The sequence below is a fragment of the Pseudomonas sp. AN-B15 genome (genome assembly GCF_019056475.1).
GTDB classification, from domain to species: Bacteria; Pseudomonadota; Gammaproteobacteria; order Pseudomonadales; family Pseudomonadaceae; genus Aquipseudomonas; species Aquipseudomonas parakoreensis.
Map to the genome: position 1 here is coordinate 3,749,999 of NZ_CP049737.1, position 17,842 is coordinate 3,767,840.

A 17,842-nucleotide genomic window follows, 5' to 3' on the forward strand; every position below is an offset into this window, starting at 1 on the left:
CGGCGTTGCACTGATGGCCAAACCTGAGGAATATGCTGCGATACCTTGTAGCCGACGATCTGCGTCTTCACGCAGCGTCCATCTGCCAGGATCGCCGCATCACCGCAGGAGTGCGCTGTTGAGTCTTTCCCCGAATCAGGCCATCGGCTTCGGCCCCTATCGGATTTACACCGGACAACGATTGGTCATGGAAGGTGACCAGCCGTTGCGGCTGGGGCGGCGCGCCATGGATATTCTGCTGATGCTGCTGGCGCATGCCGGAGAAGTGGTGAGCAAGCAGCAACTGCTCGCCGGCGTATGGCCGGACACCGTCGTCGAAGACATCAATCTGCGGGTGCACATGGCCGCCCTGCGCAAGGCGCTGGGCGACGGTCAGGCCGGTCAACGCTATATCGTGACCGTGGCCCAGCGCGGCTACAGTTTCGTTGCCCCACTGACGGTGCACGCCAATGGACAACGGCTACTGGAGGCGGCGCCCGGGCGCCACAACCTGCCGCTGCGCCGTACCCGGATGATCGGCCGCCAGTCATTGGTGGACAGCTTGATGCAGCAACTGCCGCGACAGCGCTGCATCACCCTCATCGGCCCCGGCGGCATCGGCAAGACCACCGTTGCCCTGCGCGTCGCCGAGCAGTTGCTCGGACGCTATCGCGATGGCATCCGCCTGCTGGATCTGGCGCCGCTCACCGACCCGGCGCTGATCGCCTCGCAACTGGCGACCCTGCTTGATCTGGCGGTACACGACGGCGCGCCGCTGGCGAGTGTGATCAACGATTTGCGCGAACGGCAGATGCTGCTGGTGATCGATAACTGCGAGCACCTCATCGATGCCGTGGCGCTGCTCGTCGAGAGCCTTCTGCGCGGCGCACCGCACGTACACATTCTGGCCACCAGCCGCGAAAGTCTGCGCGCTGAGGGCGAGTTCGTGCAGCGTCTGGAATCCCTCGATTGCCCGCCTGCGACGAGCCGTCTCGATCGCGAGCAGGCGATGACTTTCGCGGCCTTGCAACTGTTCGTCGAACGAACGATGGGCGCCCATGAACGCTTTGAACTGAGCGATGCCGAGCTACCCCTGGCGATGGAAATCTGCCGGCGTCTGGACGGTATTCCGCTGGCTCTGGAACTGGCAGCAGCGCAGGTCGAAAGCCTGGGCCTGAGCGGCCTGCTGGAGCAATGGCAGGATCACTTGCACCCACTGGCGGCGGGCAACCACCAGCGCCATGCGCGGCATCAAACGCTGCACGCCACGCTGGACTGGAGTTTCAATCTGCTCACCCCTTGCGAGCAGACTTGCCTGCGGCGCCTCGGGGTGTTTCGCGGCAGCTTCAGCCTGGCCTCGGCTGCGGCGGTGATCGTCGGTCAACACATCGATCCCACGCAGGTGCTCGCATCGGTCACGCAACTGGTGGGTAAATCGCTGCTGAACGTGGAAGTCGGTGATGAAGAAGTGTTTTATCGCCTGCTCGACACCACCCGCCATTACGCCCTGGAAAAACTCGAACTCAGCGGCGAACGCGAAACCCTGCGCGAACGCCACGCCGAACGCTATCTGACGTTGATGGAGCAAGCGCAGACCGAGTGGGAACACACTCCGACCACACAATGGATCGAGCGCTATGCCCGAGGCCTGGAAGACCTGCGCGCTGCACTCGACTGGAGTTTGCACGGCAACGGCTCGCGCCCTCTCGGCATCCGTTTGACCGCGACGTCGGCCGCGTTGTGGCAGGAGCTGTCATTGCTCAAGGAATATGGCGCGCATGTCCGTCAGGCGTTGTCCTTGCTCAAAAGCGCGGCACAACCCTGTCCGCGCCTGCAGACAGCCTTGCAACTGGCACTCGGCAGCGCTTGTTATCACACCTGCGGCGGGTCACCGGAAACCATTGAAGCGTTCACTCAGGCTAACGCGCTGGCGCAGCAGCACCACGACGTCGCCGCGCAATTGCGCGCCATCTCCGGCCACCTGGCGGTCAATCTCAGCTGTGGGCATTACCAGGCGGCATTGCAGCAAAGCGAACAATTCGACCGCCTCGGTGGCCACGACGACCCGCTGCTGTCATTGAGCATTCACCGCTTGCGCGTCCTGGCGCTGCACTTTGCCGGCGACCAGCCGCGCGCGCGGATCAACGCCGAGCAAGTGATTCAGCGTATGGCCCACAGTGGTTGTCGCAACCGCTTCACCCACGGCTTTGGCGTGCAGTACGACCAGAGCGTGGCTTCGTTGACCATTCTCGCCCGGGTGTTGTGGCTGCAGGGGTTTCCCGAACAGGCGTGGCGCACCGCCCGGCAGGCGCTGGATATCGCCGTGCAGATCAACCACGGGACGTCGATCTGCTACACCCTGGCATTGGCCAGCTGCCTGATTGCGCATTACAACGGCGACGCCAGGACTGCGCGCGAATTGTTGCAACTGTTGCTGGAGCAGGCGCAGAAGCACTCGGTGCTGCTGTTCTATCGCTGGGGACGGCACTATGCGCAGGTGATCGATGAACGCCTGGCCCAACCCGACGCGCCGGCGGATAACGGGCTGATCAAGGAGCTAATGGTCACACTCGATGCCCGCCATATCGATGAAGCGCTGCTGGAGCGGGCGCACAGTGGTGCAGCAGGCTGGAGCACGGCGGAAGTGTTGCGGGCCGAGGCTGAGCGGTTATTGGCGGACGAGGCGGATTGTCCGCAGGGACGCCTTGGCGAGCAGGCAGAACACCTCCTGCAAAACGCCCTCGCCATCGCCCGTGCCCAGGGCGCGCTGGCCTGGGAACTGCGCAGCGCCACAACATTGGCCCAACTGTGGCAGCGCCAATCACGCCACCGCGAAGCACTGGAGCTGCTGACCCCGATCCATCAACGCTTCACCGAAGGCTATGCCACGCCGGACCTGCGCAAGGTGCGCTTATTGCTCGATGCGTTGCATGAACAGTTGCACACCCGCAGCTGATCGATTTGGCCTGCGGTACAGCGCACGATGGTACGCGATAGCACTCGGTTCAACGCTGGCTTCGGTCTGTTCACGGACGTAACAGCGAAGAAGATTGAGCATTCGGTAACGCACTGCATCTGCACCCCGCTCCACCGTCAGCCATGACTTGGCAGCCAGGCGTTCGATCACCGATCTCAGATGCCCACCGTCGATGACCCGCAACGCAGCCTCTTCGGTGAAGGCCATCTTGAATACCGACAGGCGCTGCAAGACCCGACGTTCGCAGGGCCGCAGATCCTGATAGCTCCAGTCCAACGCTGCGCTCATGGATTGATGTCTTGGCTTCGCGGTGCGGCGGCCATGCCTGAGCAGGTGCAGGGCGTTGTCCAGTTGCGCTTGCAGCCCTACCAACGCCAGCGCATCGATCTGCGCGGCCGCCAGTTCAATGGCCAATGGCAAACCGTCGAGACGACGACAGAGACTGCACACCGTTTGCAGATCCTGCTCGCGCAAGCTGAAATCGTGCTGCCGGGCACGCGCGCGGCTGACCAGCAATTGCACCGCCGAATAGCCCATGAGTTCATCGACGCTAGCCGGTGTCGAGGCCTTGGGAAAGGTCAATGGCGCAATCGGTTGCAGGGTTTCCAGATTGGCCTGTAACGGTTCGCGACTGGTGACCAGCAGCGCCAGCCGCGGCGCCGCCAGTTGCAGTCGCTCCACCAATGCCCGGCATGAGTCACGACACCGCTCGCTGTTATCCAGCAGCAGCAAGGCATGACGCGACGCTAACGCATCGAACGAAAGGTCGAGAGTGCGCAACAAATGTTCAAGCAGTGACGGCGCATCATCGAGCATGGACAGATCGATGTACCAGACGCCGTCGCGGTAATGCTGCAACAGCAATTCGGCCACCCGCAGCGCCACCGTGGATTTGCCGATGCCGGCCGGGCCGGTCAGTGTCATCAAGCGGCACAGGGGCATTTGCCGGACCAGACGGCCCACCAGCGAATCGCGGCCGATGACCGGAGTCAAGCGGGCGGGCAAATTCTGTTGCGGTACCTGCAAGGTGTCGAACACGACCTGCGCGACACTGTCGCCGTGCACCGGCGCGATAAAGCTGTAACCACATTGCGGCACGTTGACGATATAGCGCTGGCCCTTCTCGCCATCGCCCAGCGCCCGGCGCAACGCGGCGATGTGCACCCGCAGGTTGATCTCTTCGACCACACTGTCCGGCCACACGCGGGCGATCAACTGCTCCTTGCGGACGACGCGACCGGCGTGTTCGACCAGCACCTGCAAAATATCGAGGGCGCGGCCGCCCATGCGCAATGGTCGATCCCCGTCGAGGATCAGCCGTTGGCGCAGATGAAAGGCGTATGGCCCGAAATACAACACCGATGCAGCGGGTAAATCTTTGTGGCTGTTCATGCCGTTTTCCAGCGCCAACGCGCGCGGGCAGCATGCCCTCGGCGCTCAGCGCGTCTCCCTTCCAAGCGTTACCGTTTATCTTGGCAGGCGCAGGTGACGGTACAACCTCCATACAGGGCGCAACACGGACATCCGGATGCACCGGACGGACACAACCGCTCTAGCTGAACTGTTCGCGGTATTGCGCCGGGGTCAGGCCGAGCTTTTCCGCAAACAGAAAACGCATATGGCGCACACTGCCGAAACCACTTTTGTAGGCCACGGTCTTCAAGGGCAGCTCAGTGGTTTCCAGCAGATTACGCGCGCAATCGATCCGGGCGTTTTGCAAAAACTCCATCGGCGTCATGTTCACATCCCGCGCAAACAGCCGCGCAAAATGCCGGGTACTCATGTTCGCCAGCCCCGCCATGCGCTCGACGGTAAAGGCTTCGTCGAGATGCTCCAGCACATGGTTCTGCACGCGGGTGATCGCGGTTTCCTGTGGCGCCACGGCGGCCATCAACGGACTGAACTGCGCTTGCCCGCCCTGACGTTTCATCACCACCAGCAGCACCTTGGCCACGTCCTGAGCGAGCTTTTTTCCGTGATCCCGGGCGACTACGGCCAATGCCAGATCGATGCCGGCGGTCACGCCTCCCGAAGTAATCAGATTGCGGTCTTCGGTGTAAATCTGGTCGGTTTCCACCTGCGCCTTGGGGAACGCCTTGATCAAACGTTCGGTGTAGTTCCAGTGAGTGGTCACGCGATAACCGTCGAGCAGACCGGCATGCCCGAGCACAAACGCCCCGGTGCAGATCGAACCGTAGCAACCGGACTGCCCCACCGAGCGTTGCAACCAGGCAAGCAGCGCCGGGTGTTTTTCGTTATAGGCACCCGGTCCACCCGGTACCAGCAGCAGGTCGAAGGCCTGGGCCGGGTCGTCAATATGGCGGTCGGTCTGCACCTGCACACCATTGGACGCCCGCAGCATCCCGTGCTCAGTGCCCAGGGTGATCAATTGGTAGTGATCTTCGGGTTTCAAGTAGCGATTGGCGACCGAAAACACCTCCATGGGGCCGGCCATGTCGAGCAGGAGAAAATCGGGGAACAGCACCATTGCCACGGTTTTCATGGGTGAACATCACTGAAATCAAGGGAAGGAACAGACCCGCATTATGGCCAAGTGCATGACATCCGGCGAAAAGAATGCGTGATCGACTCCACAAAACTGTCAACCTGAGCAGGACAGTATTTCAATTTCGATCTACTTATTGCCTCAGCCGATTAACAGTAACCTTCTCCTCACTCGGACGAATCAACGTCCTGCAAGGAGAATTCATCATGCTGACCCTTCGCAAAGCTTCCGAACGCGGCCTCGCCAATCATGGCTGGTTGAAGTCCTTCCACACCTTTTCCTTCGCCAGCTACCGCGACCCGCGCGAACAGGGTTTTTCCGACCTGCTGGTGATCAACGATGACCGCGTGGCGGCCGGCAAGGGTTTCGGCCAGCACCCGCACCGCGACATGGAGATCTTTTCCTACGTGCTTGAAGGTGCGCTGGAGCATAAGGATACCTTGGGCACCGGCTCGGTGATCCGCCCTGGCGACGTACAACTGATGAGCGCCGGCAGTGGCGTGGCCCACAGCGAATTCAACCATTCGGCCACCCGTCCAGTGCACTTTCTGCAGATCTGGATCGTGCCGGAAGTGGCGGGTGCCAAGCCGCGCTACCAGCAGGAGCACTTCAGCACGCAGAAAAAACGCGGTCGCCTGCAACTGATTATCTCGCCGGACGGTAGCGATGGTTCGCTGACAGTGCGCCAGGATGCGCGGGTTTACGCCGGGTTGTTCGATGGCAAGGAAAGCGCGACGCTGGAACTGCCTGCCAACCGTTACGCCTACGTGCATGTGGCGCGTGGCAGCGTTGAACTCAACGGCCAGTCGCTGCAGGAAGGTGACGGCGTGCGGGTTCGCGAGGAACAGGCGCTGACCCTGAGCAATGGCGTGAATGCCGAAGTACTGGTGTTTGACTTGCGTCCGCAAGAGCTGCCGCAAATGCCATGAGGCAGGGGTTTTCAATGGCAACAAAAACGGCCTTCGATTGAAGGCCGTTGTTTATTTTGGCAACACCAATGATGGCAGCTCGGCTGGCTTCGCTGCACCGACATCCTTGCCCGCCTGAACCGCCGCCAACGTTGTTTGTGCCGCTACATAAAGGTGGGCCTGGCTGGCGAAATACCCACCCACGACAATGCTGACCACGCCAAACAAATACACAGCCGTTGCCATCCAGACATTGGCATTGACGGTGCCGGCCTTTTTGAGCGCCTCTCTGGATTCAATGGCAATGCCTTGAATCATTGACTCGTACCGTTTATCCCGCTCGAACTGGATGCGCTCAATAGCCTTGTCTCGTTCTGTCTGAGAGCCAAGGAACTCTCGGATATCTGCGTGCACTCGCTCTACGCGAGCATCCATTCTTGCCTCGATGGTCTCGATCCTCGCGTTGAATTCTTCACGGCTGATTGCGTTCATGGCTGGTGTGTTACGACCTCTGCTCAATGTGTCAGTGCTTTGATATTGCTCGAATTCCCTGGCTTTCAATCCGATCCCTTCCCTGGGTTACCGATACCTGTTCTGGCGCATCACTCACACCGATTTCCTGGCGCTGCAAGTTGCATCAACAGTAGGGCTGGCGCTTCAAGCCCACAAGCCGGCAGATTCTGCTGTGGGTGTAGGGCGTTTCGTCAGACGATGTAACTTCTCCAAAGCGCTTTGAGCCGTCACTCATTCTCCAGTGCAAACGCCTCGACAATCTGCTCAATCACCGCCCTGACCCGTGCGGTGTGGCGCAAGTCCGCGTGGGTCACCAGCCAGACCTCATACGGTTGCGGGCGATTGCGCTCCGGCCAAAGCCTGATCAGGCCATCGCGCTCGCCCATGTACACCGGAATTTCTCCTAAGCCCAGGCCAGCCGCAATCGAGCGCCGTACCAGCAGACTGGAGCTCAGGCTGGCGACGATACGCCCGCGCTGCAGCGGTTCGCAAACCAGCGTCATGTCCTTGTGCGTCTGCAAATACGGTTGATAGACCACCAGATCATGGCCTTCGAACGCCGTACCCTGCGGCGGGATGCCATGGGCGTCGATATACGCCTGTGAAGCGAACAACCCCACGGGCCAGCGCGCAATCCGCCGCGCGATCAGATCGGGATTGTCAGGCCGGGTATTGCGCACGGCGATGTCGGCCTCGCGCTTGGCCAGGCTGAGGATCTGCGTGGAGGCGTCCAGTTGCACACGCACGTCCGGGTGCTGCGCGTGCAGGCGACTAATGGCCGGAATCAGAAAGTCGATGGCCAGCGAGTCGGTGGTGCTGACGCGTACGGTGCCGGTCAGACGATCATCCAGGCCCTGAATCTGCCGCTCAAGTTCCAGCGCCGACTGCTCCATTTTTTCCACGCTTTTGAGCGCGGCTTCGCCGACTGCAGTCAGTGCGTAGCCGTCGGAGGTGCGCAGGAACAAGGTCGCGCTCAAGGACTTTTCCAACGCCGTGATCCGGCGCCCGACAGTCGCCTGATCCACCCCCAGAACCCGCGCTGCACCGCGTAAGGTCGACTCTCTGCATACCGCGAGAAATACCCGCGCATCATCCCAGTTCATGTTGTCCCGCCCGATGCGAATTTGCATCACTATAAAGCCAAATCGCTGCATTACCGCAGCAAAGATAGCCGATATCCTGAGCGCCTTAGAACTTCCTCAGGATGGCTGTCATGCGTACATCGACCTCAGCGTTACCGATTTTCTCGGGACTCTGCGCCAGCCTGGTCGGCATTGGTCTGGCGCGTTTTGCCTATACACCGCTTATTCCCTCGCTGATTCAGGCGCAGTGGTTTTCTGCCAACGACGTGGTCTACCTTGGCGCAGCCAATCTGGTCGGCTATCTGATCGGCGCCCTGCTCGGCCGGCCGCTAGCGCGGCAACTGGGCAATAAAAACGCCCTGCGACTGATGATGCTGCTGGTCACCGCAGCGTTTTTTGCCTGTGCATTTCCATTGTCGGTGAGCTGGTTCTTTGGCTGGCGGTTGCTGTCGGGGATTACCGGCGGCGCAATTATGGTGCTGGTGGCGGCGACTGTTCTGCCCCACGTGCCGGCATCCCGCAAAGGACTGGCCAGCGGTGCGATTTTTCTCGGTATCGGCCTGGGGATTGCCGCCTCCGGTACCATCGTCCCGCCCTTGTTGAATATGGGCCTGCACGCCACCTGGTTGGGACTGGGCGGATTGTCGTTGTTGCTGACCGTAACAAGCTGGTTTGGCTGGCCTGCTGATCTACCACACCCGACCGCCATTCACGCAGGCGCGACGGTTGAGCCAACCCCCTCCGCCGTCTATTTACTGTTCGGACAATACGCATTCATGGCCGCAGGACTGGTGCCGGCCATGGTGTTTCTGGTGGATTACGTCGCTCGTGGGCTCGGTGCCGGGGCGCAAATTGGCGCACTGGTTTGGGTGATGTATGGCCTGGGCGCAATTGTCGGCCCGGTAAGTTATGGCTTTCTCGCGGATCGGCTTGGCGCGCGGATGGGGATTCGGCTGGTATTGCTGGTACAGGCGATTGCACTGGGACTGCTGGCGGTTTCCCAGTCCTTCATGGCGTTGGCCGTGCTGGCAGTAATCATCGGCTCATTCCCGCCCGGGATCGTCCCGCTGGCCCTGGCCCGCGTGCATGAACTGGTGCCGGATCACCATCGCCAGCAAATCGCCTGGAGCCGCGCCACCGTATCGTTTGCCACGTTTCAGGCGCTGGCCGGATTCGCCTATTCGGCACTGTTCAATGCCACGGGCGGTCAGCACGCAATGCTCTTCGTGATCGCCGCAGGGGCGATTGCCGTGGCGATCTTGTTGGAGCATGCCCTGAAATGGCTGCCCTCAGCGACTGAACCACGCGTCTGTGAAAATTGAAGGGAATCATTGCCTGCGGGCTGTGCTCCCATCTTCAGAACCTCAAGCAACAGGAATCGACATGACCTTGCCCAGCGAAATGACCCGTATCGAAATCACTCAACCTGGTGGCCCCGAAGTCTTGCAAGCCAAGCGTGTGCCCCTGCCCGTCGCCGCAGCCGGCGAAGTGCTGATTCGCGTGCATGCCGCCGGGATCAACCGCCCCGACGCCCTGCAACGGGCAGGCAAGTACCCGATGAAGCCGGGCATGAATCCGATTCCCGGTCTGGAAGTGGCCGGCGAAGTGGTGGCGCTGGGTGCGGGGGTCAGTCAGTTTGCCGTGGGGGACAAAGTTTGCGCGCTGACCAACGGCGGCGGTTACGCTGAATACTGCACGGTGCCGGCCGGGCAGACCTTGCCGATCCCCGAAGGTCTGGACTGGGTGCAGGCCGCCGCGATCCCCGAAACGTTCTTTACCGTGTGGGCCAACCTGTTCGGTCTCGGCAACGCTCAACGTGGTCAGCGCGTGCTGATCCACGGTGGCACCAGCGGCATCGGTACCACCGCACTGATGCTGTGCCGTGAATTCGGCATCGAAGCCTTTGCCACGGCCGGCAGTGCCGATAAATGCGCGGCAATCAGTAAACTGGGTGGGCAACCGATCAATTATCGCGAGCAGGATTTCGCCACGGTCATCGCCGAAAAGACCGCGGGGCACGGCGTGAATGCGGTCCTGGACATCATGGGCGCCTCGTACCTCAACGGTAATGTCAGCGCACTGGCGATGGATGGCCGATTGGTGATGCTCGGCTTTCTCGGCGGCGGCAAGGCCAACGACATCGACCTGCTGGCAATCATGGCCAAACGGGCAGTGATCACCGGTTCGCTGCTGCGTGCGCGAACCACAGAGGAAAAGGCCGAGATTGCCGGGCAACTGCGCGAACATGTTTGGCCAGCGCTGGCCGCCGGGCGCTGCCTGCCGATCATCGACAAGGTCTACTCGCTGCACGAGGCGGCCCAGGCGCATACACGCATGGAAGGTGGCGACCATATCGGCAAAATCGTCCTGCGGGTGGACTGAGCTGCAGCATCTTGTAATTGTTGCGAGGAGACGGTGGTCGAAAAACTCACGCGCAGATCAAGGCATCTGGTAAAAAGCCTTCTTTGTCTGCGCCGTGGTGAACCGTTTAATGTTCCTGTCCTTCATGACGCGTTTGCGTCGTCGCCGTCTGGCGTTCGCCTGCATGGCTGCGCTGATCATTGGCGTACCGACGAGTTGTGCGGTGCTCGAGCACACCGAGCGCAAGCTGCTGTTTCGCATCGAACCGGGCACGGCCGGCTGGTATCACGGCTTGCCGGGCAGCGTGCAGGAACTCGACCTGCAGCCCAAGAGCTTCAAGGCCGGGGAGAATATTCATGCCTGGTGGTGGCCGGCGGAAAAAGCCAATGCACCGGCCATTCTTTATCTGCATGGCGTGCGCTGGAACCTCACCGGGCAGCTGTTCCGCATCGAACAATTGCGCGCGGCCGGCTACTCGGTACTGGCCATCGACTACCGCGGTTTCGGTCAGAGCAAGGGCGATCTGCCTTCGGAAAGCAGCGTGTACGAAGACGCCCGTGTGGCGTGGGAGCGCTTCAAACTGCTGCAGCCCGACCCGAGCAAGCGCCTGATCTACGGTCACTCGCTAGGCGGTGCCGTGGCCATTGATCTGGCGGCAGAGCTCGGCCAGGACGCCGCGCGGGACCATGCACCGCTACCGGTCAAGGGTCTGGTGATCGAGTCGACCTTCACCTCCCTCGCCGATGTGGCCGCCGCCGTGGCCAACACCTCGCTACCGGTGCGCTGGCTGCTGTCGCAGAAATTCGACTCCATCGACAAGATCGCCGAGATTCACATGCCGCTGTTGGTAGTGCACGGCATGGCCGACGCGTTCGTGCCGCCACGCTTCAGCGAGCAACTGTTCAACGCCGCCCGACAACCGAAACGACTGCTGCTGGTGCCAGGCGCGACCCACAACAACAGCATGGCACTGGGCGGACAGAATTATCGCAAGGCGATCGATGCGCTGATGCAATCAAAACCCGCGCCGCGCGTGGCCGGCCCGGCAATGGCCCGCAACGCACAGGACTCCTAGCGATAGCCGCGAGCCTGCAGATCGAACAATTTGGCGTAGCGTCCATTGGCGGCAATCAGGCTGTCGTGACCGCCCTGCTCCAGTATCCGTCCGGCCTCCAGCACAATGATCTGATCGGCGTTGCGCACACTGGAAAAGCGATGGGAAATCAGCAGGGTCATGCGACCTTCGGTGTGCTGGCTGAAATGCTCGAACACTGCCGCTTCCGCTGCCGGATCCAGGGCCGAGGTCGGCTCGTCGAGAATCAGGATATCGGCATCGCGGCGCATGTAGGCCCGGGACAAGGCAATCTTCTGCCATTGCCCACCCGACAACTCCTGACCACCAGCAAACCAGCGGCCCAACTGTGTGGCGTAGCCGCGGTCGAGCCCTTCAATGAAGGGCGCGGCCATGCCTTCGGTAGCCGCAGCCTTCCAGCGTGATTCTTCATTGAACGCCAGGGTATCGCCAACGCCAATGTTTTCACCCACGGTGAACTGGTAGCGGATGTAGTCCTGGAAAATCACGCCGATGCGCCGGCGCAAAGTGGTTTCTTCCCAATCCTGCAAGTCACTGCCATCAAGCAGGATGCGCCCTTGGTCCGGCCGATACAGGCGGGTCAGCAGTTTGATCAGGGTGGTCTTGCCTGAACCGTTCTCCCCCACCAGCGCCACGCTCCTGCCCGGTACCAAGTGCAGGTCAATGCCTTCCAGTGCCGCGCGAATGGCGCCTGGATAACGAAAACCGACGTTTTCAAAGCGCAGGCCATCGCCCGGGTGCGCGCCGACGGTGAGATGACCGGAATCGGCCAGCACCGGTTCAGCCAGGTATTCGTAAAGGTTCGACAGGTACAAACCGTCTTCATACAAGCCGCTGATTGCGCTCAGACTGCTACTGACCGCGCTTTGCCCCTGCTTGAATAACACCAGGTACATGGTCATTTGGCCGAGACTGATATTGCCGTGCACGGCATCGATCACCACCCACGCATAGGCCAGGTAGAACGCCCCGGTGCCGAGCAAGCCGAGACCAAAACCCCAGCCATCGCGACGCAAGGTCAGGCGCCGATCCTCGGCATAGAGCTTGGCGAACGTGTCCCGATAACGCTGCAGCAGCAACGGTGCAAAGCCGAACAACTTGACCTCTTTGATATAGGCCTCGTGGGACAGCAAGGTTTCGATGTAATTTTGCTGCCGACTTTCCGGGGCCCGGCGGGTAAACAAGCGGAAAGCATCGCCGGAAAAATGTGCCTCGGCAAAGAATACCGGCAACGCGCCGATCACCAGCAACAGCAGTGCCCACGGCGAAAAGTGCACCAGCAGCACACCAAAGCTGATCAGCATGATCAGGTTCTGGATCAGCCCCAGCGACTTCATCACCAACGCCAGCGGTCGAGTCGAGGCTTCGCGGCGTACGCGCACCAGCTTGTCGTAGAATTCGGAGTTCTCGAACTGCACCAGCGACAGGGTCTGGGCCTTTTCCAGAATCAGCGTGTTGACCTTCTGCCCCAACTGCACCCGCAGCAGCGACTGCTGGACCGACAATGCCCGCTGGGTGCCGGACAACAGCGCCAATACCCCCGCCTCCAGCAGGACATAACGCAACACCGGCCACAGCGGGGCATCGCCCTGCTGCGCGTGCAACTGCATCGCCGTCACCACCGCATCGACAATACGCTGCCCCAGCCACGCGGCCAGCGCCGGCAGCACGCCGGCAATCAGGGTCGCCAGCACCAGCCCCAGAAACAATCCGCGTGATGTCGCCCAAACCAATAGCAAGGCGCGCCGGGCCTGATCGAACAGGGCGTTGAAGCGGGAAATCAAAGGCATGGCAGATCAAGCTCGACAGGTCGTACAGGGTGTCATGGTACTCCGCAGGGTTTGTCCGTGCTGAAACCCGGTGTTTTCAGAAGAAAAACATCTGGAAAAACTCCGGCCGTTGCGACGTCCAATGCTCTGCTATGTTTTTAACCGCCTTTCGCGGAACCTGGCGAAAATCGCCTCTCTCCGCGCCTACTGCCAGGAGCGCAACCATGCGAATCAATCCCTATCTGATCTTCAACGGCAATTGCCGCGAAGCCTTCACTTTTTACGAACAAGCCTTGCAGGGCAAACTCGAAGCGATGATGACTTTCGGCGAAACACCCGCCGCCGAACACGTACCGAAAGAGCACCACAACCTGGTCATCCATACCTGCCTGAAAGTCGGCGATCAGATGATCATGGCCTCCGACACCACGCCCGACCGGCCAACCGGAGGCATGAGCGGTTGCTCGATTTCCCTCAACGTCGACAGCATTACCGAAGCCGAGCGAGTGTTTAATGCACTGGCCAAGGACGGTCGCGTCGACATGCCGCTGGAGGCGACGTTCTGGGCCGCCCGGTTCGGCATGCTGGTCGATCGCTTTGGGGTCTCCTGGATGGTCAATTGCGAGAGCGACAAGTGACGCTGACGTTTCGTCAGGCATGAAAAAGCCCAACCGTTTCAGGTTGGGCTTTTGGGTTTATCGCTGGGCCAGTTCATGCCGCACACATTGTTCGTAATAAGTCTGCTTGACTGCCGCCGGCTTGAGCTTCGAGGTGCTGTTGTAGGTCTGCTCGGTAATGCCCATCGCCGTCATGCGCATCCACGGTTGCTGGAACTTGCGCACCTGCAACTGCTTGCGTGCGCCATACAACGAGATCCCCGACAGCTTCGACTGCTGCGCCCCGGCGGCGATGTCCGAGCCCCAGGTACAGGCAAACCCATGACTCTTGCTCAACTCCCTCGCTTCAATGGCCGAAGCAAAGGCAGCCAGGGAAAGCGTTGCAACGGTTATGACAATCGTCCGCATATAGCCAACCTAACCTTTTGAAAAAAGGCGATTTTGCCGAGGAAGCTCAGACCTGGGGGCCAGCAAATTGCCGCATGGCGCGCAAAGCCAGCCGTTCGTCCAATGAGCAGCACCTTGGCGAGCCTGGTGCCTCCAATGCGGTACACCCCCCAACAAGGCCGGAAAAATGGACAACAAGATTGCAACCCTGATGCTTGCAAGCCTGATGCTGGCTGGCTCTGCCTTGACACTGGCAACCGAGAAAGCAGGATCAGCCGCACCGCCCACGGCCATCCCAGGCGTCAATCAATCCAGCAACACATCTGAATCAAACGAAGAAAAAGCCAACAAGAAAGGTGAAGAAGCCTCAGGCTCGAACTCGGGCGCAGAATCGAAAGAAACCGAGAAAGACGCGGCAACCTCCAGCGACTCGGAAGATATTCAGAGCAAGACAAAGCAGTAACCACTGGATTGACCGACAGCGAACGCCGATCATGCTGGGCATCGCCAATCCCCTGCAGATGAATGAAAGTATGCCCAGCAAAGAAGCGCAAACCCAGGCACCCGCGACCGCCGCTGACATCGAACGCTCGATCCAGGCCCTGAACAAAATGGCGGAACGTTTATGGGGCGATGGCCGAGAGTCGGAAGCAAAGGCACTTCTGGATGCACTGGATGCATTGAACCGGGCGCTGGACCGGATCAGGATTGGTGAGAGTCGTAGGGTTCTGCATTGAGGCGTGGCTTTTTGGCTGGGCACAGCATAGTCGTCCCGCAAAACTCACGCGCATGAAAAAGGCCAATGTCATTAACATTGGCCTAAGTCATTGAAATATATGGTCGGGACGGAGTGATTCGAACACTCGACCCCTAGCACCCCATGCAAGCGGACTGATCCACAGCCCGCCAAACCAGAGGCTTCGCGCCGGGCGCTCGCTGCAACGATGCCTAACCGTGCGCAACTGTGTTTTACAAAGTCACTCGAAAAGTCACTGAGCCTTTTTGGCACCATCCCGGCGTTCTGCCGACCGTCACCAATCCAAAATCCTACAGCTCGTCGCTTCACCCTCGCCCACCTACCGCACCTCGATTACTGTATATGCAACCAGTAATCAGCAAGGCATTCCCGTGGACCCCCTCTATATAGAAGACACCGACGATTGGCTCGGTAACCCGACTTCGCTCGAAACCTGCCGGCACCAGCTCAGGATGTACGAAAACGAATTCGAAGCGCTCACCCTCAAGCTCGATCGGGCGCTTGAAAATATCGAGGGCTTGGTTCGTGACAATGATGCGCTCACCCAGGAGAGAAATTCCCTTAGGGCAAAGCTTCAGTACGCCGAGGGGGACTTACTGAGCGAAAGGGGCAGGTTTGCGGACGTGGCCCACCAGAGAGACCATCTATTCCATGAAAACCAGCGACTGCTCAGGGAGTTGCGTGAGATGAAGAGCTGACCGCCTTCACATACGCCTGACACGCCTGCAGGGCAATCAGCCCCCGGTCGCCGGTGTCGGTGATGGCGATAATTCGTTGAGCATGCGCCGGGTCAAGTCGGGCTCGTACGGCTGCATGATCCAAGCCGCCGGTGCTGGAGGTGGTTGGCACGTCGCAGCCTTTGGCAGCGTCGGTTGCGTCGAGGAGGACTGACAGCCGCAAATCAGAAGTGGCAAGGCGATCGCGAAGACGATCTTGGTCACGTTGGGCATCGGTCATTTTCCTGAAGTGGGTTTGCTCACTGGACGCCAGCTTCTGCTCGAGCACCAGCCGTTTGTCCTGCTCGGCCTGCTGTGCAGTGGCCGCGGCCTGGGTCAGTTGATTGAGGATTTCGGCGTGCTGCTGGGACTGCTCGGCCAACTGCTTGCCGTAGCGCCAGTCCTGAAACTGCCAGGCGCTGCCAGCGCCGATCAGCACCAGCGCCAGCACGCCAACCGCTTTCCACGGAACGACCATCACGGCACATCCCTGAAGAAGACGTGCCCACCCAAACTGAGCGTCTGCTTGGCCTTCGCCGCCCAGGCCGGCGCCTTGATGTTGGTAGCGTAGTAATGCGTGGCGCCGCCGGTGGGATCCGGCACCTTGCCGTCGATCACTTGATCAGCAGCGATTCGGCATTGCGCCAGCTCGCGAAACGGGATTTCCTTTACGCCGATCAGGAACTGATAGTTCGGGTCAGTCTTGTTCCAGCAGCTGAACTGGTAAGGCTTCTGGCACACGCCGGCGTAGCCCTCGCCCCACCACGAATTGGTCTTGCCATCGAACACGCGGTTGCGGATCGTCCAGGCCACGGCTACTTGTCCGGCCGGGCCTTCACCTCGGGCCTCGCCCCAAAGCGTGCGGGCAAGGATGTCGCGATCTTTTTCGGTTACAGGCATCACTTTTCTCCAGGCAAAAAAATACCCGCTCAATGGCGGGTGGATTCGAAAACCGGCAGTTATGAACTTGGCTCAATCGCGCTGATTCGGCTTTCAAGTTGTTTATTTCTCAACGAAAGCTCTTGCACTGCACCAACCAGATAGGAAACGAGACCGAGTGAGTCGAGCGAAAGAATTGAGGTGATATTGTCCTTCGTTTCGCCCTCGATGATCTCGCCAGTCACCAGCGCTGAATCCGATACCATTACATCTTGAGCGATGAAACCTCGTTTTATGCCGGACTGAGCAACCGGCCCACGCTGTGAAAATCTGTAGGTAACCGGCCGCAGTGACTCAACTAGCGAGAGGTCGCCAGAGGTATCTTGAACGTAAGTGATTTCATCCTTTATGCGCTCATCCGACGCGGTGTACTGAATCGTGCCAGTGTTAGTGCCATCCACCCACACCTGCATGCCGGAACCCCAAAAGAGATTCCAAGTACTCGAACTGGACGTACCGCCGTTACTTGAGCGATACCCAGGGGGGAAAAACGTGGCGCTAGAGATAAAATATCCGGCGCTACTGGACAAAGTTGCAGCATTATTCAACCGCAGAGTTGCAACGTTGGCTGCCGAGCCAGTCTGCACAGCGCCTGTCATCCTGGGGTCGTTGCCAGCGGCGACAGTTCCAGCACCCGTGCCAACTTCCAGAACAGCCGCACTACCCAATCCGAGGCCAGTTCGCGCGGCCGCCTGTGTTTTCCCTCCCGTACCACCTTGAGACACAGAGAGAGCTGTAGTCATCCCTGTAATGGAGGTGATATCGCCGTTCGCGCCAGACTTCGCCGCCTCCAGCGTGGCGCGTGCCGCTGGTGCGTCCGTGTCATTCAACAGCCCTTCGATGAAAACGGAAAGATCGGTTATGCCCGTGCCGCCCTTGCTGGGAGGCAAAATGTCGTAGTTCCCAGTAGTCCCGAGCGCCGCCAGCTTCTCGCCGTAGTCATTGAGGATGGCGCGCACCTGGTCGGACAGATCCTTCTGGTAGCCCTGTACCGGCATGATCGAGTAGAAGCCGCCGGCCGCTGTCGGGCCTTCGTAGTTGGGCGAGATCGACAGAGCCGTATTGCTGGCGATGTTGGTCACCTCGTACCAGCGACCGTCCGGCCCGCGAAAGCCATCGCCGACCCGGCTGTTGGCAATGAATGCGGTGCCCGAGCCTGTCACCGCGTTGGAATTTTGGGTGACAGAGACCGTTCCCGTCTTGTACCAAGGCATTGTATATCTCCAGAAATAAAGGTT

At 60.1% G+C, this 17,842-nt stretch carries 18 protein-coding genes and 1 tRNA gene; 9 read left to right on the forward strand and 10 right to left on the reverse strand.

From position 1 onward, the window contains the following. The first annotated feature begins 118 nt into the window (after nucleotides 1–118). Nucleotides 119–2,935 (forward strand): winged helix-turn-helix domain-containing protein, encoded by a 2,817-nt coding sequence (locus GTQ41_RS16665; protein ID WP_047293327.1) that lies wholly within the window; start codon nucleotides 119–121, stop codon nucleotides 2,933–2,935. Here the strand turns inward: GTQ41_RS16665 and GTQ41_RS16670 are convergent. Together GTQ41_RS16670 and GTQ41_RS16675 are read right to left on the reverse strand one after the other, a co-directional pair. Beyond that, nucleotides 2,891–4,348 carry a winged helix-turn-helix domain-containing protein gene (locus tag GTQ41_RS16670; protein ID WP_047293325.1) on the reverse strand — a complete coding sequence of 486 codons (1,458 nt, stop codon included), beginning with the start codon at nucleotides 4,346–4,348 and terminating at the stop codon, nucleotides 2,891–2,893. The genes GTQ41_RS16665 and GTQ41_RS16670 overlap by 45 nt on opposite strands. 160 nt (nucleotides 4,349–4,508) lie before the next feature. Further along, nucleotides 4,509–5,459 (reverse strand): GlxA family transcriptional regulator, encoded by a 951-nt coding sequence (locus GTQ41_RS16675; RefSeq protein WP_047293323.1) that lies wholly within the window; start codon nucleotides 5,457–5,459, stop codon nucleotides 4,509–4,511. A 209-nt stretch (nucleotides 5,460–5,668) separates the two neighbouring features. Between GTQ41_RS16675 and GTQ41_RS16680 the strand changes: the two genes are divergently transcribed. After that, nucleotides 5,669–6,391 carry a pirin family protein gene (locus tag GTQ41_RS16680; RefSeq protein WP_047293321.1) on the forward strand — a complete coding sequence of 241 codons (723 nt, stop codon included), beginning with the start codon at nucleotides 5,669–5,671 and terminating at the stop codon, nucleotides 6,389–6,391. A gap of 51 nt (nucleotides 6,392–6,442) precedes the next feature. On the opposite strand, the gene GTQ41_RS16685 is transcribed toward GTQ41_RS16680, so the two are convergent. Together GTQ41_RS16685 and GTQ41_RS16690 are read right to left on the reverse strand one after the other, a co-directional pair. Further along, the gene (locus GTQ41_RS16685; RefSeq protein WP_230679369.1) at nucleotides 6,443–6,931 is read right to left on the reverse strand and encodes a hypothetical protein; all 489 of its coding nucleotides are present in this window, start codon (nucleotides 6,929–6,931) and stop codon (nucleotides 6,443–6,445) included. A 179-nt stretch (nucleotides 6,932–7,110) separates the two neighbouring features. Continuing rightward, the gene (locus GTQ41_RS16690) at nucleotides 7,111–7,986 is read right to left on the reverse strand and encodes a LysR family transcriptional regulator (RefSeq protein WP_047293804.1); all 876 of its coding nucleotides are present in this window, start codon (nucleotides 7,984–7,986) and stop codon (nucleotides 7,111–7,113) included. Nucleotides 7,987–8,096: 110 nt separating this feature from the next. On the opposite strand from GTQ41_RS16690, the gene GTQ41_RS16695 reads away from it, so the two are divergent. The 3 genes from GTQ41_RS16695 (at nucleotide 8,097) to GTQ41_RS16705 (ending at nucleotide 11,401) form a co-directional block, all read left to right on the forward strand. Further along, entirely contained in the window at nucleotides 8,097–9,287 is a 1,191-nt protein-coding gene (locus GTQ41_RS16695) for a YbfB/YjiJ family MFS transporter (protein WP_047293317.1), read from the forward strand. Nucleotides 9,288–9,348: 61 nt separating this feature from the next. Beyond that, nucleotides 9,349–10,347, forward strand: a complete 999-nt coding sequence (locus GTQ41_RS16700; RefSeq protein ID WP_047293315.1) for an NAD(P)H-quinone oxidoreductase — start codon at nucleotides 9,349–9,351, stop codon at nucleotides 10,345–10,347. A gap of 109 nt (nucleotides 10,348–10,456) precedes the next feature. Then, entirely contained in the window at nucleotides 10,457–11,401 is a 945-nt protein-coding gene (locus GTQ41_RS16705) for an alpha/beta hydrolase (protein ID WP_047293313.1), read from the forward strand. Here the strand turns inward: GTQ41_RS16705 and GTQ41_RS16710 are convergent. Continuing rightward, nucleotides 11,398–13,209, reverse strand: a complete 1,812-nt coding sequence (locus tag GTQ41_RS16710) for an ABC transporter ATP-binding protein (RefSeq protein ID WP_047293311.1) — start codon at nucleotides 13,207–13,209, stop codon at nucleotides 11,398–11,400. The two genes, GTQ41_RS16705 and GTQ41_RS16710, sit on opposite strands and share 4 nt — an antisense overlap. 203 nt (nucleotides 13,210–13,412) lie before the next feature. On the opposite strand from GTQ41_RS16710, the gene GTQ41_RS16715 reads away from it, so the two are divergent. After that, entirely contained in the window at nucleotides 13,413–13,826 is a 414-nt protein-coding gene (locus GTQ41_RS16715) for a VOC family protein (RefSeq protein ID WP_047293310.1), read from the forward strand. A 57-nt stretch (nucleotides 13,827–13,883) separates the two neighbouring features. Here the strand turns inward: GTQ41_RS16715 and GTQ41_RS16720 are convergent, their stop codons facing one another. Next, nucleotides 13,884–14,213, reverse strand: coding sequence for a hypothetical protein (locus tag GTQ41_RS16720; protein WP_047293309.1), 330 nt, complete (start codon nucleotides 14,211–14,213; stop codon nucleotides 13,884–13,886). Nucleotides 14,214–14,379: 166 nt separating this feature from the next. Between GTQ41_RS16720 and GTQ41_RS16725 the strand changes: the two genes are divergently transcribed. Further along, the gene (locus GTQ41_RS16725) at nucleotides 14,380–14,655 is read left to right on the forward strand and encodes a hypothetical protein (protein ID WP_047293307.1); all 276 of its coding nucleotides are present in this window, start codon (nucleotides 14,380–14,382) and stop codon (nucleotides 14,653–14,655) included. A 70-nt stretch (nucleotides 14,656–14,725) separates the two neighbouring features. Beyond that, a complete protein-coding gene (locus GTQ41_RS16730) occupies nucleotides 14,726–14,929 on the forward strand; it encodes a hypothetical protein (protein ID WP_047293802.1) in 204 nt (67 codons plus the stop codon). Nucleotides 14,930–15,029: 100 nt separating this feature from the next. On the opposite strand, the gene GTQ41_RS16735 is transcribed toward GTQ41_RS16730, so the two are convergent. After that, nucleotides 15,030–15,098: transfer RNA gene (locus tag GTQ41_RS16735), tRNA-Pro, on the reverse strand. 222 nt (nucleotides 15,099–15,320) lie between these two features. On the opposite strand from GTQ41_RS16735, the gene GTQ41_RS16740 reads away from it, so the two are divergent. Then, the gene (locus GTQ41_RS16740; RefSeq protein ID WP_047293305.1) at nucleotides 15,321–15,647 is read left to right on the forward strand and encodes a hypothetical protein; all 327 of its coding nucleotides are present in this window, start codon (nucleotides 15,321–15,323) and stop codon (nucleotides 15,645–15,647) included. Here GTQ41_RS16740 and GTQ41_RS16745 read toward each other — a convergent pair. The 3 genes from GTQ41_RS16745 to GTQ41_RS16755 are packed head-to-tail and all read right to left on the reverse strand — an operon-like array spanning nucleotide 15,619 to nucleotide 17,818. Continuing rightward, nucleotides 15,619–16,143, reverse strand: a complete 525-nt coding sequence (locus tag GTQ41_RS16745; RefSeq protein WP_217325314.1) for a lysis system i-spanin subunit Rz — start codon at nucleotides 16,141–16,143, stop codon at nucleotides 15,619–15,621. The genes GTQ41_RS16740 and GTQ41_RS16745 overlap by 29 nt on opposite strands. After that, nucleotides 16,143–16,565 (reverse strand): cell wall hydrolase, encoded by a 423-nt coding sequence (locus GTQ41_RS16750; protein ID WP_047297611.1) that lies wholly within the window; start codon nucleotides 16,563–16,565, stop codon nucleotides 16,143–16,145. The genes GTQ41_RS16745 and GTQ41_RS16750 overlap by 1 nt, the downstream gene beginning before the upstream one ends. 59 nt (nucleotides 16,566–16,624) lie before the next feature. Continuing rightward, the gene (locus GTQ41_RS16755) at nucleotides 16,625–17,818 is read right to left on the reverse strand and encodes a tail fiber domain-containing protein (protein WP_217325315.1); all 1,194 of its coding nucleotides are present in this window, start codon (nucleotides 17,816–17,818) and stop codon (nucleotides 16,625–16,627) included. Nucleotides 17,819–17,842 lie beyond the last annotated feature (24 nt).